We start from the raw sequence: 23,169 nt of genomic DNA, 5'->3' as shown, positions 1-23,169 counted from the left end.
CTATTTGCTCAATGTGTTCGGCTGAGATCGGAAATCAACCCACGTCGTACGAACGCAGGTTGCTACCCCTACTTGCTAGGAAATTATTGGCAGCCCTATTGAGTCCAGGAGCGCAGATCTCGTTACCGTTGTTATAGCTGTGGGGGTCTCCCCAGAAGCACCAGACAAAGTCCCAGGAGCTACGGGGGATCCATCGATCGGCCATCTCGCACGGACCAACGCCAAAACCGTAATAGTTAAGGACGTTGGTCAGAGCCGCCGATTCACAGCCGTTGGGGAGACCAACGGAGTACTGATTGTAAACTGGGACAGCCAGATCTACTGCCTCGGGCGTATAGCTCGTCTGGGCAAAGTAGAATCCCTGCGCGTCGGAGCCATTAGCAGCGTAAATCTGGATATTGGCTCCATCATTAAGCGCGCCTCCGTTCACGTCCAAAACGAGCGAGTCGTTAAGCGCAGAACGAATGACAAAGGAGCCGCCGCCTACGTAGTCAACACGCCAGCGCTGAGCGGAGCTTCCATTCCCCTGCCACTGCTGAACGTTAGCACCCGAAGCACCCTGAGCATTCAGGACATCGAGATATTTTTTGCTTCGGCAGTTTTGAATCGAAACGGTTCCATCCGAGTTAACGCTGACGTTCCATTTTTGAGCGCCAGAACCATTGGAGGACCAAAGCTGAACGTTGGCACCGTTGGAACGAGAACCGCTCGCCACATCCAACACCTTGGATCGGTTAGAAGAAGCAGCAATGGTATAGGTACCCGAGTCAACTAACGAGCAGGCAGACAGTTTAAAAGACTGAGCCGCTGTGCCGTTAGAATCATACATCCTAATATTAGTTCCGTTGCTTGTTGAGCCACCTACGGCATCGAGGACCTTATCGGTTGCAACGTTAACGAAGTTGACACCGCCCTTGTCAATCTGAGCGGTCCAAAGTTGAGCATCGCTATTATCAAAAGATCGGACGCAGACGTTGCCATCTTCATCTGCCGTTAAGACCTTGCCAGACACCAGGCTTTCAACGGTATACGTATTATCGCGGTCGGCGACCTTGGCGACTTTCCACTTCTGAGCAATCGACTTGTTGCTTCCATAGAGCTGAACGTTAGCGCCATCACTGGCCGAGCCGCCCGCAACGTCCAAAACAGCAGAGGAGGAAGCAGAGCTCGAAATGGTAAAGAAGCCCTCGGGCAAAAGCGAAGTCAGCTTTGTAAAAGCAAGACGCTGCGACGCGGAATCAGACGGGATATCTCCGTACACATTAGAGTTGGCAACACTTAGGACCAATCCGGTTGCTTTATTCGTTGCCGTATAGGAACCGTCGTCGTTACGAACAATGGAAAACAGCTGATTTGCGTTATTGCCGTCACCGCTCCATTGGTGAACATTTGTTCCAGGGCACACATTGCCACCATCGACATCGAGAGCCTTACCAGACTGGGCGTTCACGATTCGATAGTAGCCATTCTCATATACATATTTAAAGACCTGAGCAAACGTGCCATTAGCAGCATAAGTCTGGACGTTTGCCCCGTTAGAAGAGGACCCTCCGGAGATATCAAACACACGAGATGAATCCGATGCCAGCGAAATAGTGAACCAGCCGTCCAAACCAAGATCGTCGGACGGGGCTACATCGGGAACGGCCGATACAAAACGAACGTTTTGGGCGGCGGTACCGTTGCTCGCATATGTTTGAATATTGGCACCATTCGAGGAAGATCCGCCTGCAACATCTAGAACAAGATCGGGCAGAACCGCGGACTGCAACCGGAACGAACCACCAGGCACCGAGGGAACGGCGATCCAGCGCTGGGCACGCGATCCATTGGATGAATACTGTTGAATATTGGTTCCCAACGTACAAGAACCGCCCGCAATATCAAGCACCTTGCCAGAGGAAACGTTTTTGATAATCAAATAGCCGAGTTCATCGTGCGAAATATCCCACTGTTGAGCCGCTGTCATATTCGACACATACGACTGAACGTTGCCGCCGTTGACTTTAGAGCTACCGTTCACGTCCAGAACCTTAGCTCCTCCGACGCCGAGCGCCAAGACATAGCGTCCATCAGCAATATTGCCAGCATTTTGCTGGGCAAGTGCATCCAGTTGTTCGCGCTGAACGTCTAAATTGAATAATGTCCAACGTTGAGCAATCGTGCCATTATCCGACCAAGTTCGCACGTTCGTGCCGTTACTTGTATTACCGCCGGCGATATCAAGGCAGATCGACGGATCAAGCGCAGACACCAGCTTGATGGAGCCCCCATCCTTAACGGCAATCCATTTTTGCGCCGCAGAACCATTTGACGCGTATTGCTGAACATTCGTTCCAGATTGAGCGCTTCCACCAGAAACATCAAGAACAAGACCGGAACCACTGTTGGTTAATGTGACAAAGCCATTTTGGTCATGAGAAACGGTCCACGTTTGTGCACCTGTGGCGTTGAGAGCATATACTTGGACATTCGCACCCGATGACCTAGATCCGCCCGCAACATCAAGCGTCTGCCAGGAACTTTTTGCCGAGCGAATATAGTAGGTACCGTCAGCGAGGTCGGATGCGTGGGCAGCTGCAAGCTCGGCGAGGATGGCAGCCTTGGGCTTCTCGAGCGTAAACGTCTGAGCAACGGATTCGTTGGATTGATAGAGACGGATTTCTGTTCCGTTGGAATCGCTGGCGCCAGCGATGTCGATGGCAAAATCATCATCGACGACAGGCGAAAAGACATATCCACCGTCAACCTGTCGAGCATGCCATGCAAAGCCCCAAGCGCCATCATCGCCAGTATTCTGTGTAAGACGCGGATGGTCCGTGAAACGAGAGACGTCGTTTGGGTAGCAAAGGTACAACCCCGACTTAATGTTCTTAAAAGCGTATTGACGGCTGCCAAGATCAACAAGGGCAAACTGCTGTGCAGCCGTCTCATTTCTACCATACAACTGTATCGCAGCGCCGGCGCTCACCGAACCGCCTGGAACATCGAGCACTCGATGCCCCGACAAAGTCGAGGTAAGAAAATACGTACCGGCATCAAGTGCCGCGTACTTAGAAGGATCAGAAGCCGTGGTAGAAGAGTCAGATTCTTTAACTGTGTCGCTTTCGTTCGCGATAGTGTCTTGGACTGAATCGTTCGAAGACTGGATCTGCTCGGAATTAATCCCGTCCTTTGTTTGTTCAGATTCTTCAACGACAGGACTAGCGGAAGATTCTTCAGCAAAAGCAGTCGAGCCCGATTTGAGAACGAGGGGTAAAGCCAGAAGCAACCCCAGGAATAATCCAACTCGTAATAGAGCGCAAACGCGTTTTTTATGACGCATAACATCCCCCAGACGATCTTGCCAACACGAACAAACACAACGCATTGAAACCTCAGGCAAACGCATATCCCTATTATCGAAGCATGCGATAATGCCTGCGATGAAAATGTTTACATGTTTGGTTCATTTAATCGCTGTTCAGCGCGACATGCAACCATTTGAGCAAAAAAGGCGGCTCACAAACTGCGAGCCGCCCCATGACAAGGATTAGTAATTGACCACTTTGGTTCCGTAGGGGATGTTGTCATAGATCCATTTAGCGTGATCAGTTGTAAGCCTGATACAACCTGCCGAAGCACGCCGCCCCATTGTGTGATCCTTCACATTAAACGTTCCCGTATAACAAGGCTGCGAATGGAATAGATAATCTCCGTAGAACTGTGTGTAGTACCAGCAGGTATACCCGTGTCCAAACGAAATGCCCTTTCCGTAAACAGAGAACTCACCCAACACCGTTGGCGACCCATTTTTGCCTGGAGCACACTGCCAGAAGGACCAGAGCCTCCAATTACCACGAGAGCCCCTAAAAATACCCGTACGGCATCCAACGGTATCAGTCAAAATTAGCCATTCCGTGTTGCTGTTATACCACTGTGCACGGTTATACATTGCCTGCTGGTCGGCAGGCAGCGGCTGCACGTACGTAGTAGCTCCGAAGGTAAACCGCTGCGCCCCTGAATCGTTACTTGCGTACAGAGCAACGTTCGTTCCATTCGCATTGTTACCTTCAGAAGCATCGATAACGAACGCTCCATTCAGAGCGGAAGACAACTTAAATCCACCTGGTACATAATCGATATACCAACGCTGAGCAGCACTTCCGTTCCTGGACCATTGTTGGATATTGGTTCCAGAAGATGCAGCACCGTCTTTTACATCAAGAGCCTTGCCACTGGCGGCATTTACGATGTTGTATGAGCCATCACCGTTACGAGAGAAGTTCCATTTTTGAGCACCCGAATCGTTGTTCTGCCAAATCTGAACGTTTGCACCGTCCGAGTGCGATCCGCCAGAAACATCTAAGACCGAACCCGCGCGAGAAGCCATTCGGATGAAATACGTACCATTGGCGATGGTTGCCGAAGTAGCGCGCAGGCGGAATCTCTGCGCAGCAGAACCATTGGAGGAGTGGACTTGAACGTTGGAAGTCGATGCGAAATTACCGCCCTTCACATCAAGCGAAAGGTCTTGGTCATCCGCAGACAAAAACTCGATACCATTGCTATCGATTCGCGCCACCCATTGCTGCGCCTTCACATCTGCCGGTGCCATCGTGCAAACATTGGTACCGGAAACAGCAAGTCTGTTAGTTGAGCAAACGGATTCAAACGTATAGGTATTCTTCGCTCCATCCACCTTTTTAAGCAGCCATTTTTGGGCGAAGGAACCATTGCTGGCGTAGAGCTGAACGTTAGCGCCGGAGTCAACAGATGCACCCGTGACATCAAGCACATAGGAGGAATTTGCAGACGGATAGATTTCATAAAGGCCTTCGCTCAGCAGGTCTTCTTGCTCAGCAAAAACAAACGACGTCTGGACGGAATCTCCCGCCGTAGCAGCGACCAGATTTGAACCGGATACCGCGAGCATGAGCCCTGTGCCCTTATTGATAAACGAATAGCTTCCGTCTTCATTGGCTACGACGCTAAAGAGCTGATTGTCGTTGGGGCTTTCATCCCACTGCTGGACATTCGTCCCGGGGACAACGTCGCCCGCTGCAACATCGAGCACCTTACCGGAACCAGCATTACGCAGAACATAGTAACCGTCTCGATACTCAGCCTTAAATAACTGGGACAGCGTGCCATTGCAGGAATATGTCTGAACGTTGCCCCCGTTCTTCAATGATCCACCAGCAACGTCAAAGGCAACAGAGGCATTTGAGGAGGGCGAAATAACGCACCAACCCTTGTCTTTCAAAATGTCATCGCACGGGTCAACTGACGCAGGGTTTGCGGCAATAAAAGTGAAGCGCTGCGCGGCAGTTCCATTCGAAGCATATAGTTGCACGTTTGTCTGAGAGTTCAGAGAGCCACCGGCAACGTCAAGCGTGCGCAGTTGCCAAACAGCAGAAAGAAGTCGAACGCTTCCATCGCCATTCGGTACCGCAATCCACTTTTGTGCATAGTTCGCATCGCCACAAGCCGCGTACTGCTGGACGTTCGTTCCCAGAGAAGTTGAACCCGCGGAAACATCAAGTGCTTTGCCAGACTTTACATTCGTTATCGTGAGATAGCCGTCATCGTCATGCGAAACACGCCAACGCTGAGCGGCAGTCGTATTCGATTGATAGATCTGCACGTTTGCACCGTTAGAAGCAGAGCCGCCGACAACATCGAGAACCATTCGAGACAAATCCGGACCGGCAGTTATCGCAAAGTCCCCATCTTTGACAACTTCTCGGTTATCGGAAGCGAGCTTATCGAGCTCGGAACGTACAGCCGTCGGATCCACAAAGTAGAAGGATTGGGCAGCCGTTCCATTTGCACTATACAGCTGAAGTCCAGCACCAGATGCTATAGAGCCACCGGGGACGTCGGCGACCTTTTGTCCGTTCAAGCCCGACACAATCCGATAGCGCTCGCCGTCTTTCTCGATGATCCACTTTTGGGTCTTGGTTCCATTAGCGGCATAGGTCTGCAGCTTCGTGCCGTTGGCGTCTTTGCCGCCCGCCGCATCCAGAACCGCACCAGCACCATGAATCGCAATGGTGCGATACCCGTCCGACGTAGTTGAGACATCGAACGTTTGAATCCAAGAGTAAGCAAACGTATCGAATGACAAAGAGCCACTAGCCGACTTCAGAGCAAACGAGTCGTTCGAAGCCAACACAGCATATGTTCCATCGGGAAGGTCAGCGAGATGCGCCGCCGCCCGATCATCGAGTTGCTGCTGCTCAGTTTTGGCAGGCGTTAGCACCCATCGCTGAGCAGCCGTACCATTTGCCTCATACAACTGCACGGCAGAGCCATTTGCGGCAGCTCCACCCGCCACGTCAATGGCAAACGACTGGTTGAGCGCCGAAATAAAGGTGTAGCTGCCATCGTCCTCTTTAATTGCAATCCAACGCTGCGCAAGGGTGCCGTTATCGGACCAAAGCTGAACGGGATTTCTATTGCTCGCGCTGCCGCCGGGAACATCAAGCGTGCAACCCTTGACAGAAGCAATGACAACAAAGCCATTCTGATCGTGAGACACACGCCAGACCTGAGCATTCGTCTTGTTCCCACTGTACAGCTGCAGCTTTCTACCCGCGGACGCCGTACCACCAGGAACATCCAGTACATAATTGCTGTTAACCGAAGAGTCAAAAGTGTACAACCCATCCGCAAGGTCGTCGACGTGCTCGGAAGCAAAATCATAGACAGACTTGGACTTTTCCGGTTTCACAGCATCAGTCGAATCCGATGCATTCGAATCGAACGTGTTGTCCACGCACATAGCTTCGTTGGTAACGAGCTCGGACTCGTTAAACTGGTCTGCAGCCATGGAGGCATTTGTATCTTGGCCGGTAGCCACGTTGTCTTCAGCAAATGCGGGAACGAGACATATTCCCAACAGAAGCACGATAAACACCGAAGCAAACATAGCTTTTCGATTGCCCATGTCTGTCCCCTTTCATACGGTTGCTTACACTCTATGCCAAGAAGCGCGCCCCATCGTCGAGAGATTCGTGAGCAGCAACAGCTTAACCCCGAAAGGCTAATCAGGTTAAAAGCATGTTGCTGTGGCACAATCGCGAAATCTCTGCTGCAAAGTCACCATGGATCGGCGCCCAACCAATCTCGCGGCGGAGCTTGCTAGCGTCTATGGCGTATCGTCGATCATGGCCGGGACGGTCCTTAACGCAGTCAATAAAGTCTTCGTCTTTGCCCATTGCTTTAAGAATGAGCTTGAGAACTTCGAGATTGCTGCGCTCGCAATTGGCTCCGACAAGATAGGTCTCCCCGATCTTCCCTTTGGTCAAGATGAGCCAAACGGCGCGAGCGTGGTCATCGACATGAATCCAATCGCGTACGTTCAGACCGTCCCCGTACAATTTGGGACGCTCCCCGCGCCGGACGCATGCAATCGAATGCGGAATGAACTTCTCGGGGTGCTGATATGGACCATAGTTATTACAGCAATTAGAAATTGTTGCCTGCAGACCATAGGTGCGAATCCAAGCTCTCACAAGCATGTCCGCTGCCGCTTTGGAGCTTGAATAGGGACTACTCGGGCGATAGGGAAAATCCTCAGTAAACTTGACGGGGTCATCAAGCGCCAGGTCTCCAAACACCTCATCAGTCGAAATGTGATGAAACCTAACTTGATGCTTACGAGCGGCTTCCAAGAGTTGGTATGTGCCCTCGACATTCGTTTTTATAAACGGGCTAGGATCGACAATCGAATTGTCATTATGGGACTCAGCGGCATAGTGAATAATTGCATCGTGCCCGGGAACCAATCGATCAAGCAGATCCAAATCGCAAATGTCGCCAACAACGAGCTCAACCCTGTCCTCCGGAAGCCCGGCAATGCTGTCAGGATTAGCGGCATAGGTCAGCTTATCCAAGACAGTGACGTGTGCATTCGGAACGTTGCTCACGACATAGCGAACAAACGCCGAACCGCAAAAACCACAACCACCCGTAACCAGGATGTTCTTATAATCAGATCCCATACGCGCAGCACTCCCAAGCCATGATAGTTGACCCCTAAACAAACCGCTCGATGCAAGCCTTCAGCCCACGGGTCGACAGATAGAGGCGAACGACGTCGATGAGAGAAACGCCCGCGCCGGCTGCGATTTTTCTTGCCACGTTGCGCACGACAGTAGCAGAAGGAAGATCCGTCCAGCTGGAACCAAAGTACTGCAGGAACTCGCCTTTAGCGCTCGCAACAGCCGCGGCATAATTCTCGACATCCAATCGTGCAAGGTCAAACACGACCAAATCCAAGAACCACGTGACAAGCTCTCCGGGGCACAGGTCTAAAAGACCTCGCCTACCCCAGCGCTCCAGCACTTCGTGAAGCACCAGTAAATGGGCACCGACCTTGTCCATGCGCTTGACGCCCGCATTGAACGTATGCGTCAGCGACTTCTCCTGCATCACATAGTGATATAGCCGATCAGGTGCAAGGACCGTCCTGGCAGACAGCGGATACGATTCAAACTGAAACACAACGTCCTCGGCAAACCGGACATTTTCGGCAAAACGCAAAGACTCACGCTCAATCAGCTCACGAGAATAAGCCGCACGCCAGACATAGGGCTGCGCATTCGCAGAAAACAGCAGCGCCGAATCAAACGACTCAAACACGCACGCCTCAGGAGAAAGAAGCTGCTGGATGCGCTTAGAGGCCAGTTCAGCAGGCTCGCACTCAGCTCCAAACACAACAATCTCCGGATGCTTCTCGGCAAACGTACCAACCAAGAATTCGGCAAGATTAGGCTCGACGTAATCATCCGAGTCAACGAAATCGATAATGGCGCCACGCGCAACATCCATGCCGGCATTACGGGCAGATGACAGCCCCCCGTTAGACTTCTCGACAACGCGCACGCGAGAATCCATTCGAGCATATTCATCAATAATCGCTGCGGAGCCATCCGGTGAGCCATCGTTCACGACAATAATCTCAATATCTGGACAAGTCTGATTCAAAAGGGAGTCAAAACAACGAGGCAGGAATTCATGGGTGTTATAAACAGGGACGATAAATGTGACCTTCGGGTTTACCATAACTCCCCTATTTCTTAATTGCATCTAGGACGAATGCCACAACCACGCCCGGGCCACCAACACGCGCATAATGCTTCGCGCGACACATCGCGCCGGCACCGGCAAAGTCCGAAGACTCTGCCAGCCACTTTTGCGGGTCGTCGACAATAGCCTTCAGGTTTGCGCGCTTCCACGGCTTAAGGTCCGTTAGCTCAAACTCATGAGCCTCAAGCGCCCCATGGAACTCTTGGGCCATACGGTCCAAAAACTCAGCGTAAAACTTGGGATTCAGGCGAATGTAGCTCCACATATACGAATCGTATTTAATGATATTTGCAAACCTAAGCAGCTTGGCAACATCCTGCGAAGAGTGCGACTCGGCGTAATCCTCAACAATCCAGCGATGAATTTCGGCGTACTCATCATTAACGCAATGAACCTTATTAGGAGAATTGACCGAAGACCCCTCGTTATCCTGGCGATATGAAAGCACGGAGTCATGCAGGTAAACCGCCGTATCGGAAAGGGCAAGCACCTTAAAGGTAAACGAGGCATCCTGAAACGCGGCCCCAGGCGTCGGCAAGAATCGGACGCCATTACGATTCAAGAACTCGCGACGATACACCGCAGACCAAATCGACGGCTTAAGCGAAAAGGCGTCAACGGTATCACTCGGGCACACCGGCTTGTTGCAATCCTTAGCCTTAAAGAGTTCCATCAGCTCTCGGCGCTCCTCCGGCTTCGACCAATACAGGTCAAAGTTCGCCTTCGCAAAGTCGGCATTATTGGTATCGGCGGCCGAGACAAGCTTTTCGAGTGCGTCGGACGCCATAAAGTCATCGGACTCCAAGATGCCAACGTACTTGCCACGCGCCATCTCCAGACCGTGGTTCATCGAGTCGCCGTAGCCGCTGTTGGCCTTGTCGATCATCTTGACGCGCCCATCGCGCTCCATATACTCGCGGATAATCGCCGGCGAGTTGTCGGTCGACCCGTCGTTAATGCAGATGATCTCAATATCCTTGAGCGTCTGCGCCACGGCGGAATCGAGGCACTCGCGCAGGTAGCGCTCAACGTTGTAGATGGGAATAAGCAGCGACAGGACAGGGCTGCCAGAGGAATTAGTAGACAATTATGCTCCTTAGGAATTACCTGCCGTTAATGGTATCAAAGGGTCGTCCCGCCCGCGGACGTTTATATAATCTATGGAGCTCGCAGAGGCAAACCAATACGAAAGGACGTCATGCAGCCCAAAGCCGCACGCAACATATCCATCGAAGCGCTGCGCTTGGTAGCGGTCGCTGGCATCGCGGTATTCCACACGTTTCAGTGGACCTTCCAGGCCGTCTGCATCAGCGTGCCGGAATATGCACCGCTCGCCGCCTTCCCCTATTCGGGACTGCTGGGGTTCATTAACTTGCTTGGCTGCTGGGCCAACGAGGTCTTCTTTATGATCTCGGGCTATTTTCTCATCGCTTCGGCCGCGCGTGCTTGGGACGGTGGAGCAACGTGGAAGTCGCAAATGCAACGGACGGCGCAGCGCCTTGGCAAGGTCATTATGCCCACTGCGTTTTATTGCCTCGTGGCGCTCGCGTGGTCCACGGTCGTCTCACCCATTCCTGATGTAGCCCTCAACACGCACAACTGGTATACCCTGGGACTCGAGTTCATTTGGGTCTATGCCGCCACGGTCTTCATGGCGCCATGGTTTGGACTAGCAAGGAGTCGACTCCCCCGGAAGAGCTACACGGCGACGGTCATCGCCGTTGGCATCCTCGCATTTGTTGTTAACGGGTATTTAGCCGCTATGAGTGCGACAAGCGCCGGCGAGTTTTCTTGGCTCCAAAAGTTCATGAGCGCCGTCACGTACGTAGTCGCGTTTTTGATCGGCGGACTGCTCCGCGACGTTACCGATGTCATGGATTCGGACAGGGTGGGCGCCTTGGGCATGCGCTCGCTCGTAACGGTTTTGGTGCTCACCATCATCCTGGAAGGAGCACTCTCCTTCACCGACAACCTCACAGCGATGACAATCCTCTCCTACAAATCGACCTCGCTGATCTCGTTTGCCCTCGCTGCCGCCTGCCTGCTCTTTGCGGCAACCCGACGCAGTGCCTCAGGCAATCCGCGGACTGCAGGTGTCATCGTCACCTTATCGACCGCCACGCTTGGTTTCTATGTGATGCAGTCACTCACCAGTAGCCTGTGGCGTCCCGTCTTCAATACGTTGCTCGCAAACATACTGGTCAGCCAAAACAGCCCGGTAGCTATATACATCTTCACGGGTACCGTCATTAGCATCGTCTTTGCTCTGGCACTTCTCATCATCGATGCAGCCAGAAGCTTTATCGCTCGCAAGCTCAAGCGGCAATAGACACGCTGCCGTCAGACGCTAAAGCCGCTACAGCCGTGGCAGGTTCCTGCGTTTTATTCAAAGCTTGCCGTCAAGGTGCGCCGAGCCTTTACAATAGGACAGTCCCAAGGACGTATTCGATAGCTTCCGTGCAGCGCATGCGCGCCGCGCGTGAAAGGATATATTGCCCCATGCCTTCAACCCTTCCCGCCCCCATCGACAAGCTCGCCATCGTCGTCGTTACGTACAAGCGCCAGGAACTCCTGGCCAACTTGTTCGACTCCATGACCGAGCTCACAGCAACGCCCTGGCGCATCGTGATTGTCGATAACGAAAATTCGCGCGAGACCGAGGCCATGTGCACCGCATTCAACGAGCGCCTGGCTAACCTGTGGGGCATCGACACCGAGCAGCCCGACGCGCAGGGCGGCACCGACCGTGTCATCTACGCCCCGCAGCTCGAAAACGGCGGCGGTGCGGGCGGCTTCTCCGCCGGCACTAAATGCGCCTACGACCTGGGCGCCCAGTGGTTCTGGGTGATGGATGACGACGTGCTCGTCATCCCCGAAGGCATCGAGCGCTTGGCCAGGTGGACCGACCGCTACGATGTTATCCAGGGTTCGCGCTTGGACTTTGACGGCGGCGCCTTCTTTTGGCAGTACCAACTCATCCTTTCGCTCGGCATTCCCAATCCCATCGCCAAGTGGGATCTGGGCCCTGAGGGCTACCGCGCCATGAACCAACTGTGCTTTGAGGGCGGCATGTTCTCGCGCCGCGTGGTCGACAAGATTGGCCTGCCCGACGCGCGCTTCTTTATCTACGGCGACGATGCCTGCTACGGCTACGTAGCCAGCCAGCACTTCCCCGCCGCCGTTGTTGCCGACGTGGTGCTCAAGCGTGCCCGCGCTGTCTCTAACTGGGACATCGCCGGTAAGCGCCAACTCAACTCCACGAGCGACACCAATCGCTACTACATCATGCGCAACCGCGGTTATCTGGCCCGCTACATGCAGATCTATGGCGACTATCACCCCATGCTGTTCCGTCTGGGCAACGCCGCGACCTTCTGCAAGGAGTTCATTCGTCTGGCCGCCGTTGACAAGTGCTTTAAGACCGGTATTCCGGCGCTGCGCCGTGGCATGAAGGACGCCCGCAAGATCGTCAAGGACCCCAACTGGAAGCCCATGCCGCCCCTAAAGGACGCGGAGTAGTAAAGGGCTTTCGCCATCCCCTATAACCGCTGGCACACCACGGACACACGCTGCCCGTCAAAGCCAAAGCCCCAGCGAATGCGACCAACGCCGGGTCGCGGCACGCGGATATCATCGATGCCGTTGCGCTCGATTTCGAGCAGCGCCTGAACCGCCAACAGTTCCAGGCCCAGGGCATCGACGCCAGGGTCGTACATCATGTTGATCGTTATCAGCGGACGTTCATCGAGCATACCGATCGTATCGGCTATGTCGAACGCGGCGCCCGTAGGAAAAACCTGGATGTCCCAGCGATCCGCGCCACACTTTCGCCTCGAAGCAGGATTGGCATAGCCCGGCAATCCAAAGCAGAGTCCTTGCAAGAGTAGGTGATATGGCGGCGGTGTATCTGGGTCGGTCGCACCGATTCCCGCATCTCCCAAGATGCGGCTTAGCGCCCGCCTCACGGTATCCTCGTTCCCATGGCACAGCCCGTCGCGAAACGCATCGACGTCTCGAATGTCTTCTGCAGCGCACTCAAACCACTCAATAATCACTAGACGCAAGGCCTGGCGAAGCTCGTTATTGGGCAATCGCAAAGCACGGAAGCGATCGCCATGCTCTGGCTCCTCAGTCATATCCGTCGTGAGAAAACCGGACAGATACAGCGCTGTCCACATGCCATCGTCAGGCGAGACATCTGGCTCTGCAGTGCCCAAACAAAGCGGGGCCTCAGCGCACCCATGGGCCTCGAGCAAATCAAACAAGACCGAAAGGCGGTCGAGATTCCACCCGGCAACTACCCTACTCAGGCAATCGGCATATCCATACAGATCGGCACGCACAGGCGCCGTGCAGCCTCGGCCCAGAAAACCGATCACACGCTCTGGACTCGAGCAATAGGCCCTGCCAAACCGATACCCCTCGAGCCATTCACGCGCATCATTCAGGTATTCCTCGCGCCCAGCATGATTCAAAAGAGCCTCGGCCTCGGCATCCGAAAAGCCGAACCAACGGTCACACCAGGTCGAAAGCGGCGTCGTCAGACAATACGAGCAGCAGTGCAAAGAAAGCGCCGCTTCGGCAGGGCCGGGACACTCCCCCATCAAACACGTCAGCCGCAACGAATCGCGCGCAGCAGCAATGGCGTCGAACAGCACGCGATCGAATAGATCTGCCGGATCGGCGCCGGAAGCGTCCCTCGCGCTCGCACGGCAAGAGCACGCCCCATCGTACCCATCAACGAGCAATACAACCTGCTCATCGTAGGCAATCTCCAGCAGCTCTATGAGCACACCGAGCACCGAGTCAACCTCGTCCGCGCTCGCCACGCCACGCGCGACACGTTCGACGTGACGCACCTTATCTCGAGCTAAATCCGGAGCCTCCAAGAGCGCCAACAAGCGAGCGCACTCGCCCGAAAGGGCATCGCGCACGACGCCGGCAACAGCGGGGCCACGCCTCGCAGCGCCAGAAAAGTCCAGCGATATCACCGGATAGCAAGCGTACTCATCCCGATAGCGCCCGCCGTCCGCATCCCAAATCTGAGCATCGGCAAACGAGATCCGACCGGTGCGACCGACCGCTGGACGCTCCAGAAAAGCCCTGAGCATCGACAAGTTCATGCTCTTGCCAAAACCCTCGGGTCGACAGCACACCACAACGGACGCGTCGCAGTCCAACACATCGGCAATAAACATGGTCTTGTCGACCAGCGTGCAGCAACCAAGAGCCTCCGCATAGTCGTGCATGCCAATGGGCAAAGCCGCATCGTCGGCACAGCCGATCAAGCGCACGCCAAAGCCAGCAGCACAATCAACATTTGCCTGTTCAGACACCAAAACGTTCCCCCTAAATCGCTGCACGATGCCAATTGTAATGACCGCCTCGCGCGTACCGACGACGCCGCGCGAACATATCGGGCAACGGTAGCAACAAGAGGTGTGAGGGGGCATAACTAATCGTTGCACAACAAAACGGGGCCCGATGCATTCGCACCGGACCCCGTCCCGACTCTTTAGTTATCTGGCAACCGAGAGGCTACTCCTCCGAGCTGTCCTCCCCAGAAGCCTTCTTCTGCTGATCGAGCTTATGCTTACCACTTACGATAGACGTAGCACCCAGTGTGGCCAAGCTCGCGCTGGCAAGGCTCGCCATCACGATCAAGTCGCCCGTCTTGGGCATGTTGCCGCCAGATGACTTGGTTGTGGTGGTCGTGGTGGTTGTAGTGGTAACCGTTTTGGAGTCATTTTGCTCCTGGACTTGGTTGTCAGCACCGCTCTTGTCGTCGTCTTCGGACTGTTTCTTTTCGCCCTCGGTCTTGCTCTCGTCCTTCTTCTGAGCGGATTTGTCGTCCTTCGCCTCAGAGCTAGAACCCTTATCGGATTCGGTCTTCTCGGAAGCCTTGTCCTTGGAGTCGCCCTTTGCGGCCTCGGTCTTTTCCGTGGAAACCTGATCAGAGTTGTCCTTGTTCTGAGTCGAGCCGTTATTGACACCAGCCATCAGCGAAGAGCCCAGCGTAGAACCAAGCTGCACGGAGAAAGAAGGCTTCTTGTCCGGCGAAGCAACGGGAGCGTCCGGCGCCTTATTCGAGTCGTCCTTGGAAGCATCGGAATCAGAAGCGGCGCCAGTGTTAGAGTCATTGCTAGAACCAGTATCGGCGGAAGAATCGCTCGAGCCAGTGGAAGAGTCAGAGGAACCAGCGTCGGTCGAACCAGAGGCGGCGCTGCCCGTATTGCCGGCAGAGCTTGAAGACGAATCGCCCGCAGCAGAGCCGTTCGAATCGGAGCCGTTCGAGGTGGAACCGTCGTTGATAGCGCCACCAGCAGAGCCATTACCGTCAGCATCGGTCGAGGGCGCATCCATCCTGTCATCGTTGGCATCGTCACTCGAGCCGTCATTCGAATCAGGCGTCGGCGAGGGCGCCGGCGTAGGCTCGGGCTGCACGGGCGTCGCAGCGGCAGCGGCCTCGTCCTCGGCGATATAAACCAAGCAGTCCTTCAGCTCGTTGCGGTAGCGGTTCTTCCAGCCCTCATGATACTGGGGTTGGCTCGAATACTTGGTCGCCACGTTATTGACCACGCTGTAGGAAAGCGCCGTCACAAACTCGCGATCGGACATATCGTTGGAAAGATTCGCCCAGCGGAAAAAGTCCCTGCAGCCACCAGTGCCGCACATGTTGGTAATGCTCCACACCATGCCCTTGACGCAGTCGGCGCGGCCCGAAATATCAATACCCAGGCCGCTCTTGAGCCACGCCTCGGTCACCGCATAGTACGAGTTGTACGCATAAGCATCTTGAAGTGCTGAGAACTCAACAGGATCGGTGTTGTAAGCACCCTGGAAGGCCTCCTGCGCAATACGGCCCAACTCGGTGAGCTGACCGTTCTCGTACATGGCATTGCTCGTGTTGGAAATCTCGCTGCCGCGATCAATCGCATCCTTGAGCATGCTGTATTTTTCGGGGCTGTAGTTGTAGACCTGCTTCATAAACGGAATGAGCGACCAGCGGCGGTCGAACTGGTAATAGCCCAACGCGTTATAGCCGTCACCGTACGAAAAGCCCTGGTTGTAGTTACCATGGCTCTCGTACTTGGTAAAGTACTTCATCTCGGGAGTCACGTTGACAAACGAAACGCCCTGGACCGACCTCAGCACGCCTGAGAAGGACTGCTGGGTGTAGAGACCCTTATCGATATCGGTGGCATCCGAGGCAACGCCCGGCGTGGGCTCCTCGGCAGCGGCGGGTGCCGGCGCGGAAACGGCGCCAAACGAAAGCGCCAACGTCAGGCCCGCGACAATAGCAGAATGCTTGGGCTGCATAAGATCCTCCCTGCATTGGTGTAGTTAAAGTTCAGTTTGCAAAGATAAAAATTAGTATTGCAGCTCGCCCGTTGTTGCACAACAACCCCTCGGTAAACGGCAACAACCCTCCGCGAAATCTTAAGGAATTAAACAAACTGGTCGTCGGGCGCCATCAGAAGCTCGCCGTATCGCTCCATCAGCCCGTCCCTCAACTGACAGAAAGCGGGGATATAGACGTTCAAGATGCGCTGAATCAAATCTTGAGCGAGCTTGTTGTCGTAGATATGGACGTTCGTATTGCGGTCTCTGAGCATGTCTAGCCAGGCCGCCTCATCAATAAAGTCGTAGAATCGGTACGACTCCTTCACGATGGCACGAGGAGACCCCGACGCGGCAAGCGTGGCGCCCTCATACTCGAGCAGACGCTTAAGGAGCTTCCAGCTCAGTTCAAATTGAAGATTGAACTTATTAATCAATCCACTCTGAACAAAATCATTGTTGAGATCCTGATTGGGCGCATCCTCAAGATTCGCCAAGGCGCTAACAAAGTTCTCATATTTTTTCATACAGAATCACACCATCCCTGGCAATCTCATCGAGCAATTGCTGCGAGAGGGACTCGTCGAGATTGACGACATCTACATCTAAAAGAGTATCAAGATGTTCCTCGATCAAATATGAGAAACGGCCGAAATCCCGGCAACCTGCTACGGCGATGTCAATATCGCTCTTGGGCAAGTTGTCGCCTCGAGCACGAGAACCAAACAACACGACCTTCTCGGCGTCACATTCCCGAGCAAAAACTTCGATTTGCTTGTACACCTTGTCGAGAGATGCCATTTGCACCCCTACAGCTTAATGTCAAAGTTGATTTCGGGGACGGCGGCCAGGTCGGCCAACGTCACGCCGTCGACGTACTTTTCGATCACGTCGTCCAGACCGCGCCAGAACTTGACGGTCGAGCACAAATCGCTGCGGGTGCAGCTGTTGTCGATACCGTCGCACGCCACGGGCGCCGTGCTGCCCTCGACAGCGCGCAGGATGTCGCCAGCACGCACCTCGGCCGGGTCCTTGGCCATCATGTAGCCACCGCCTTTGCCGCGCACACTCTTAAGCAGACCAGCCTTCATAAGCGGACGAACCAGCTGTTCCAGATACTTCTGCGAAATGCGCTCGCGGTCGGCGACCTCGCGCAGAGCAATCTTGCCCTCGGCGTCACCGAGCGCCGCGATATAGATCATCAGCCGGAGGGCATAGCGGCCCTTGGAAGAAATGAGCATACCTACCCTCCCATCGCATCTGGGACAACATAACCAGGTTTGTTTGTCCCAAATCTTAATTAAGTGGGACAAACACGACAGGTTATTTTGTCCCAGAATTTGAAAAGTCGAGTGGATTAGTCGGGTTTTCCCTTGACTAACGCCGAACCCATAGTAACTTTATTCCGAGAAGATTCCTAGGGTTTAGTACACCTATGAGTACACCATATACAGAGAGGTACAGCATGAGCGCAAATCCGCTGCTTTCTATCGAGGGTCTGACCGCCTCCGTGGACGAGAAGACGATCCTCCACAACGTCAACCTCAACGTCGCCGCCGGCGAGACCCACGTGCTGATGGGCCCCAACGGCGCCGGCAAGTCCACCCTCGGCCACCTGGTCATGGGCGACCCCGTCTACACGGTCAACGACGGCCGTATCGTCTTTGACGGCCAGGACATAACCGATCTCACCACCGACAAGCGCTCGCGCGCCGGCCTGTTCCTGAGCTTCCAGGCCCCGGTCGAGATTCCGGGCGTGCCACTGTCGAGCTTTTTGCGCGCCAGCATCGCCGGCCGCCCCGGCCTGGAGATGAAGGGCAAGGAGTTCCGCCGCCGCGTGAAGGAGCTCGCGGCCGAGCTCAACATGGATACCGCCTACCTCAACCGCGAGCTGGGCGTGGGTTTCTCGGGCGGCGAGAAAAAGAAGGTCGAGATGCTCCAGCTTCTGCTGCTGCAGCCCAAGCTCGCCATCCTGGACGAGACTGACTCCGGCCTGGACGTCGACGCCCTTTCCACCGTCAGTCATGGCATGGACGCCTACCGCAAGAGCTGCGACGGCTCCATGCTCATCATCACGCACAACACGCGCATCCTGGAGCACCTGGATGTCGACCGCGTCCACGTTATGGTCAAGGGCCACATCGTGCGCGAGGACGACGCCTCGCTCATCCCCTGGATCGACAAGAACGGCTTTGAGACCTTCGAGCGCGAGGCCGCCGAGCAGCGCGCCCAGGCCGAGGCCGCCGCTGCCGAGCAGCAGGCGTAAAGGGGCGACGCAATGACCAAGAACCGCACCGAGGTCGCGGACATCGACCGCAGCCTCTACGACTTCACCTATGGCGAGGAGGGATTTGAGCGCCTCGACGCCGGCATCACGCCCGACATCGTGCGCGAGATCAGCGCCAAGAAGGACGAGCCGCAGTGGATGCTCGACCTGCGCTTAAAGTCCCTCGAGATCTTCAACCGCTTCCCCGACCCGACGTGGGGCCCCTCCATCGAGGGCCTGGACATGGATAACATCGTCGCCTATGTCAAGCCCAACACCGACCAAAAGCACGACTGGGAGTCGGTGCCCGACGACATCAAGAGCACCTTTGAGCGCCTGGGCATCCCCGAGGCCGAGCGCAGCTATCTGGCAGGCGTCGGCGCGCAGTACGACTCCGAGCTCGTCTACCACAACATGCAGGACACAGCGTCCAAGATGGGCATCGTCTACTCCGGCATCGAGGAGGCCCTGCACGACCCGCAGTGGGAACCGCTCATCCACGAGAAGTTTATGACGCTCATCCCGCCCACCGACCACAAGTTTGCGGCCCTGCACGGCGCCGTGTGGTCGGGCGGCTCGTTTGTCTACGTGCCCAAGGGCACCAAGCTCGACTTTCCGCTTCAGAGCTACTTCCGCCTCAACGCCAAGGGCGCCGGCCAGTTTGAGCACACGCTCATCATCGTCGAGGACGACGCCGACCTACACTTTATCGAGGGTTGCTCCGCGCCCAAATACAACGTGGCCAACCTCCACGCCGGCGCCGTCGAACTCTTTGTGGGCAAGCGTGCGCACCTGCGCTACTCGACCATCGAGAACTGGTCCAAGAACATGTACAACCTCAACACCAAACGTGCGCGCGTGGACGAGGATGGCGACATCGAGTGGATCAGCGGCTCTTTCGGCAGCCACGTGGGCTACCTCTACCCCATGAGCGTGCTCAACGGCCGCCGCGCCCGCTCGAGCTTTACCGGCATCACCTTTGCCGGCGCCGGGCAGAACCTCGACACCGGCTGCAAGGTCGTGCTCAACGCCCCCGAGACCTCGGCAACCGTCGAGACCAAGGGCATCTCCAAGAGCGGCGGCATCCAGACGTTCCGCAGCTCTATTGTGGCGACACCCAAGGCCGAGGGTTCCAAGGCAACCGTGAGCTGCCAGTCGCTGATGCTCGACGACCAGAGCCGCTCCGACACTATTCCGGCCATGGACATCCGCGCCAAGAACGTCGACATCGGCCACGAGGCCACCATCGGCCGCATCGGCGACGACAAGGTGTTCTACCTGATGAGCCGCGGTATCTCGGAGGAAGAGGCCCGCACCATGATCGTCAACGGCTTTGCCAACCCGGTCTCCAAGGAGCTGCCGCTTGAGTACGCCGTCGAGATGAACAACCTGATCAAGCTCGAGATGGAAGGAGCGATCGGATAATGAAACAGACCACCAACACCGCTGCTACCGCCCTTGAGCAGGTCAATGCGATGCCGGCTGCCACTTGGGGTTGGCTCAAGATGAACCAGACCAAACTCGAGCTCTCTGACGAGCTTGCCGCCGCTCCCGCCGAGACCATTGAGGTTGAGGGCTTGGACGAGCAGTTTGCTGGCGTGGCAGACGCGTTCGACGCCGCCATGGACGCCATGGCCGAGCGCTTCCCCGAGCGCCGCGCCTCCGCCCCGGGTGATGCCGCCGACCGCGCCCGCATCACGCCCGAGACCGAGCTCGACGTGCCCGCCACCTCCGTCTACCAGGCCGGTGCCATTAAGCTGGAGGAGGAGCTCTCCCCCGCTGAGGCCTTCGAGACTGGCATGGGCGAGGCTGCCTACACCTACCTGGCCGACCACGCCACCAAGCGCGTCGTCATCGATGTGCCCGCATACAAGCACGCCACGGTTACCGTGCGCGTGAGCGGTGTCGATGCAGCCGCGGCCATCGCCGCCATCGACGTCGTCGCCCGTCCCCAGTCGACGCTCGACCTGCAGATCGCCCTGGACTCCCCCGTTGCCGGCGAGGGCGTCGTGGGTTCTGTGCTACGCGTGTGCGCCCACGAGTACGCCACCGTCAACGTGGCCTGCACGCAGACGCTCGACGATAGCTGGATCGCGCTCGACGACACCGGCCTGTTCCTGGACGAGGGCGCGCGCGTCAACGTGCAGCACACCGTTCTGGGTGCTGGCGCCAGCGCCACCGGCCTTGCCGGCGACCTGCTGGGCGATACCGCCAAGGTCACCATCGATACCGATTACCTGGGCGCCCGCGATCAGGTGCGCGATTTTAACTACGAGCTGCGCCACCGCGGTCGCAAGACCGAGTGCGAGATCGACGCCAACGGCGTGCTGACCGGCACGTCCAAGAAGGTCTACCGCGGCACCATCGACCTCGTGCACGGCTGCAAGGGTGCAACCGGCACCGAGCGCGAAACGGTGCTTTTGGCCAACAAGGGCGTCGACAACAAGACCGTTCCCGTCATCCTCTGCGACGAGGACGACGTCGCCGGCAACCACGGCGCCACCATCGGTCACGTCCGCGACGAGCAGCTGTTCTACCTCGCCTGCCGCGGCCTTGACCAAAACGCCGCCGAGGACCTGTTCATCCGCGCCAAGCTGGAGGACGCCGTGCTTTCTGCCACCGACGAGCGCGCCCGCGCCGCCGTCGTCCGCCTGGGCAACAACCTGATCGACAACTTTGAGGAGGAGCTCGCATGATCGACACCGAGCACGTTAAATGCGATACCTGTACTGCCCCCGAGCCCATGGAGCTCGACGCCAGCGACGAGGCTTCGCGCGGCTGGCCCACTGTGGACATCGAGACCAACCCCTACAAGGGCCAGTTCCCGCTGTTCCAGCAGCACCCCGAGATCGCCTTCCTCGATAGCGCCGCCACCGCGCAGCGCCCTGCCTGTGTGCTCGACGCCGAACGCGACTTCTATCAGCGCATGAACGCCAATCCCCTGCGCGGCCTGTACTCGCTGTCCGTCGAGGCCACCGACGCCATCGCAAAGGTGCGCCAGCAGATCGCCGACCTCATCGGCGCCGCCCAGGCCAACGAGGTCGTCTTCACCCGCAACACGAGCGAGTCGCTCAACCTGGTCGCCAAGAGCTTTGCGCCCACGGTCCTCGAACCGGGCGACGAGGTCGTCATCACTATCATGGAGCACCACTCCAACCTGATTCCGTGGCAGCAGGTCTGCCGCGAGACCGGCTCCAAGCTCGTCTACCTCTACCCCACCAAGACCGGCCAGCTCACCACCGAGGAGGTTCTTGCCAAGGTGGGTCCCAAGACCAAGATCCTGGCCGTGGGTCAGGTCTCTAACGTGCTGGGCGTCGAGAACCCGGTCAAGAACCTTGGCAAGCTCGTGCACAAGTACGGCGGCTATCTGGTTGTCGACGGCGCGCAGTCGCTGCCGCACATGCCGGTCGATGTGGCCGACCTGGGCGCCGACTTCTTTGCCTTTAGCGCGCACAAGGCCATGGGCCCCATGGGCATTGGCGTGCTGTGGGGCAAGATGGACCTGCTCAACGCCATGCCGCCCATGCTGACCGGCGGCGAGATGATCGATTCGGTCACCGAGCAGGACGCCGTCTGGGCGCCCGTCCCCGAGAAGTTCGAGGCCGGCACGCAGGACGCCGCCGGCATCTTTGCCACAGGCGCCGCCCTCGACTACCTCGTCAACACGGTGGGCTACGAAAACATCCAGGCACGCGAGCGGGCACTCGTGCACTACCTGATGGGCGAGCTCATGCAGCTCGACTTTGTCCAGATCATCGGATCCATCTATTGGGACAACCATCACGGCGTCGTGAGCTTTAACGTCCGCGGCATCCACCCGCACGACGTCGCGAGCATCATGGACATGGACGGCGTCTGCATACGCGCCGGCCACCACTGCGCGCAGCCGCTGCTCACCTGGCTGGGCGTCGAGAACCTTGCCTGCTGCCGCGCCAGCGTGGCCTTCTACAACGACAAGGCCGACATCGACAAGTTCATCGCCGGCCTGCATCACGTTTGGAGCACGTTCAATGGGTAATCTGTACACCTCCACCACATTTATGGAGCACAACTCGCACCCCGACTATAAGTACGAGATGGATGCTCCCACGCACGAGCACGACGGCATCAACCCCAGCTGCGGCGACGAGCTCACCTTGCAGCTGCGCGTCGAGAACGGCGTGATCGAGGAGGCCTCCTTTACCGGCCACGGCTGCGCCATCAGTCAGGCCAGCGCCGACATCATGGCCGACCTCATCACCGGCGAGACCGTCGAGGAAGCTCGCCGCCTAGCAGAGCTCTTCCTTGCCATGATCCGCGGCGAGCAGCTCTCCGAGGAGGACCTGGAAGACCTGGACGAAGCCGCCCAGCTCCAGGACATCTCGCACATGCCTGCCCGCGTCAAATGTGCCGAGCTCGCCTGGCGCACCCTCGACGGCATGCTCACGGGACAAAATAATCAGTAGTATTTGTCCCAAATCTTAAGAATTATGTTGGCCGAATCGCTT

At 56.5% G+C, this 23,169-nt stretch carries 17 protein-coding genes; 7 read left to right on the top strand and 10 right to left on the bottom strand.

Translation table 11 applies throughout. The annotated features are described in order from the left end of the window. Positions 1–34: 34 nt before the first annotated feature. From DXC90_RS08715 to DXC90_RS08695, 5 genes are all read right to left on the bottom strand, one after another. Complete coding sequence (locus DXC90_RS08715) at positions 35–3,325, bottom strand: RICIN domain-containing protein (protein WP_158550255.1); 3,291 nt, start codon at positions 3,323–3,325, stop codon at positions 35–37. Positions 3,326–3,532: 207 nt separating this feature from the next. Beyond that, a complete protein-coding gene (locus DXC90_RS08710; RefSeq protein WP_117735626.1) occupies positions 3,533–6,931 on the bottom strand; it encodes an RICIN domain-containing protein in 3,399 nt (1,132 codons plus the stop codon). A gap of 100 nt (positions 6,932–7,031) precedes the next feature. Next, positions 7,032–7,988, bottom strand: coding sequence for a dTDP-glucose 4,6-dehydratase (gene rfbB, locus DXC90_RS08705; protein WP_117735625.1), 957 nt, complete (start codon positions 7,986–7,988; stop codon positions 7,032–7,034). A gap of 34 nt (positions 7,989–8,022) precedes the next feature. Continuing rightward, the gene (locus tag DXC90_RS08700) at positions 8,023–9,051 is read right to left on the bottom strand and encodes a glycosyltransferase (protein ID WP_158550254.1); all 1,029 of its coding nucleotides are present in this window, start codon (positions 9,049–9,051) and stop codon (positions 8,023–8,025) included. A 7-nt stretch (positions 9,052–9,058) separates the two neighbouring features. Then, a complete protein-coding gene (locus DXC90_RS08695; protein WP_117735624.1) occupies positions 9,059–10,162 on the bottom strand; it encodes a glycosyltransferase in 1,104 nt (367 codons plus the stop codon). A 111-nt stretch (positions 10,163–10,273) separates the two neighbouring features. On the opposite strand from DXC90_RS08695, the gene DXC90_RS08690 reads away from it, so the two are divergent. Together DXC90_RS08690 and DXC90_RS08685 are read left to right on the top strand one after the other, a co-directional pair. Next, on the top strand, positions 10,274–11,404 hold the full coding sequence (locus DXC90_RS08690) for an acyltransferase family protein (protein WP_117735623.1): 1,131 nt from the start codon (positions 10,274–10,276) through the stop codon (positions 11,402–11,404). Between the two features lie 170 nt (positions 11,405–11,574). Continuing rightward, the gene (locus tag DXC90_RS08685; protein WP_117735622.1) at positions 11,575–12,594 is read left to right on the top strand and encodes a glycosyltransferase; all 1,020 of its coding nucleotides are present in this window, start codon (positions 11,575–11,577) and stop codon (positions 12,592–12,594) included. 20 nt (positions 12,595–12,614) lie between these two features. Here the strand turns inward: DXC90_RS08685 and DXC90_RS08680 are convergent, their stop codons facing one another. From DXC90_RS08680 to DXC90_RS08660, 5 genes are all read right to left on the bottom strand, one after another. After that, entirely contained in the window at positions 12,615–14,411 is a 1,797-nt protein-coding gene (locus DXC90_RS08680) for an AAA family ATPase (RefSeq protein ID WP_158550253.1), read from the bottom strand. 202 nt (positions 14,412–14,613) lie between these two features. Further along, positions 14,614–16,395, bottom strand: coding sequence for a hypothetical protein (locus DXC90_RS08675; protein WP_117735620.1), 1,782 nt, complete (start codon positions 16,393–16,395; stop codon positions 14,614–14,616). Positions 16,396–16,523: 128 nt separating this feature from the next. Further along, complete coding sequence (locus DXC90_RS08670; protein WP_006235564.1) at positions 16,524–16,943, bottom strand: HI0074 family nucleotidyltransferase substrate-binding subunit; 420 nt, start codon at positions 16,941–16,943, stop codon at positions 16,524–16,526. Continuing rightward, on the bottom strand, positions 16,930–17,217 hold the full coding sequence (locus DXC90_RS08665; protein WP_006235563.1) for a nucleotidyltransferase family protein: 288 nt from the start codon (positions 17,215–17,217) through the stop codon (positions 16,930–16,932). The genes DXC90_RS08670 and DXC90_RS08665 overlap by 14 nt, the downstream gene beginning before the upstream one ends. Before the next feature lie 8 nt (positions 17,218–17,225). Then, the gene (locus tag DXC90_RS08660) at positions 17,226–17,657 is read right to left on the bottom strand and encodes an Rrf2 family transcriptional regulator (protein WP_117735619.1); all 432 of its coding nucleotides are present in this window, start codon (positions 17,655–17,657) and stop codon (positions 17,226–17,228) included. A gap of 224 nt (positions 17,658–17,881) precedes the next feature. Between DXC90_RS08660 and sufC the strand changes: the two genes are divergently transcribed. Genes sufC through sufU form a run of 5 tightly spaced genes read left to right on the top strand, consistent with a single transcriptional unit; the run spans position 17,882 to position 23,127 of the window. After that, entirely contained in the window at positions 17,882–18,682 is an 801-nt protein-coding gene (gene sufC, locus DXC90_RS08655) for a Fe-S cluster assembly ATPase SufC (RefSeq protein ID WP_117735618.1), read from the top strand. Between the two features lie 12 nt (positions 18,683–18,694). After that, on the top strand, positions 18,695–20,107 hold the full coding sequence (gene sufB, locus DXC90_RS08650; protein WP_117735617.1) for a Fe-S cluster assembly protein SufB: 1,413 nt from the start codon (positions 18,695–18,697) through the stop codon (positions 20,105–20,107). After that, on the top strand, positions 20,107–21,378 hold the full coding sequence (locus DXC90_RS08645; protein ID WP_117735616.1) for a SufD family Fe-S cluster assembly protein: 1,272 nt from the start codon (positions 20,107–20,109) through the stop codon (positions 21,376–21,378). The genes sufB and DXC90_RS08645 overlap by 1 nt, the downstream gene beginning before the upstream one ends. Next, on the top strand, positions 21,375–22,700 hold the full coding sequence (locus tag DXC90_RS08640) for an aminotransferase class V-fold PLP-dependent enzyme (RefSeq protein ID WP_199406663.1): 1,326 nt from the start codon (positions 21,375–21,377) through the stop codon (positions 22,698–22,700). Before DXC90_RS08645 ends, DXC90_RS08640 begins: the two co-directional genes overlap by 4 nt. Further along, entirely contained in the window at positions 22,693–23,127 is a 435-nt protein-coding gene (gene sufU, locus DXC90_RS08635; protein WP_117735615.1) for a Fe-S cluster assembly sulfur transfer protein SufU, read from the top strand. Before DXC90_RS08640 ends, sufU begins: the two co-directional genes overlap by 8 nt. Positions 23,128–23,169: the final 42 nt, after the last annotated feature.

This window comes from Collinsella sp. TF09-1AT, from assembly GCF_003436895.1.
In the GTDB taxonomy this organism is placed as follows: Bacteria; Actinomycetota; Coriobacteriia; order Coriobacteriales; family Coriobacteriaceae; genus Collinsella.
Note: the sequence above shows the minus strand (reverse complement) of the source record. Positions and strands in the feature narration are given on the sequence as shown.

Bases quoted from the DNA above. Each gene is read 5' to 3' on its own strand.
- DXC90_RS08715 (WP_158550255.1), bottom strand. From the start codon at position 3,325: ATGCGTCATAAAAAACGCGTTTGCGCTCTATTACGAGTTGGATTATTC.
- sufB (WP_117735617.1), top strand. From the start codon at position 18,695: ATGACCAAGAACCGCACCGAGGTCGCGGACATCGACCGCAGCCTCTAC.
- sufU (WP_117735615.1), top strand. From the start codon at position 22,693: ATGGGTAATCTGTACACCTCCACCACATTTATGGAGCACAACTCGCAC.
- DXC90_RS08670 (WP_006235564.1), bottom strand. From the start codon at position 16,943: ATGAAAAAATATGAGAACTTTGTTAGCGCCTTGGCGAATCTTGAGGAT.
- DXC90_RS08690 (WP_117735623.1), top strand. From the start codon at position 10,274: ATGCAGCCCAAAGCCGCACGCAACATATCCATCGAAGCGCTGCGCTTG.
- DXC90_RS08700 (WP_158550254.1), bottom strand. From the start codon at position 9,051: ATGGTAAACCCGAAGGTCACATTTATCGTCCCTGTTTATAACACCCAT.
- DXC90_RS08710 (WP_117735626.1), bottom strand. From the start codon at position 6,931: ATGGGCAATCGAAAAGCTATGTTTGCTTCGGTGTTTATCGTGCTTCTG.
- rfbB (WP_117735625.1), bottom strand. From the start codon at position 7,988: ATGGGATCTGATTATAAGAACATCCTGGTTACGGGTGGTTGTGGTTTT.
- DXC90_RS08685 (WP_117735622.1), top strand. From the start codon at position 11,575: ATGCCTTCAACCCTTCCCGCCCCCATCGACAAGCTCGCCATCGTCGTC.
- sufC (WP_117735618.1), top strand. From the start codon at position 17,882: ATGAGCGCAAATCCGCTGCTTTCTATCGAGGGTCTGACCGCCTCCGTG.
- DXC90_RS08675 (WP_117735620.1), bottom strand. From the start codon at position 16,395: ATGCAGCCCAAGCATTCTGCTATTGTCGCGGGCCTGACGTTGGCGCTT.
- DXC90_RS08645 (WP_117735616.1), top strand. From the start codon at position 20,107: ATGAAACAGACCACCAACACCGCTGCTACCGCCCTTGAGCAGGTCAAT.
- DXC90_RS08660 (WP_117735619.1), bottom strand. From the start codon at position 17,657: ATGCTCATTTCTTCCAAGGGCCGCTATGCCCTCCGGCTGATGATCTAT.
- DXC90_RS08665 (WP_006235563.1), bottom strand. From the start codon at position 17,217: ATGGCATCTCTCGACAAGGTGTACAAGCAAATCGAAGTTTTTGCTCGG.
- DXC90_RS08640 (WP_199406663.1), top strand. From the start codon at position 21,375: ATGATCGACACCGAGCACGTTAAATGCGATACCTGTACTGCCCCCGAG.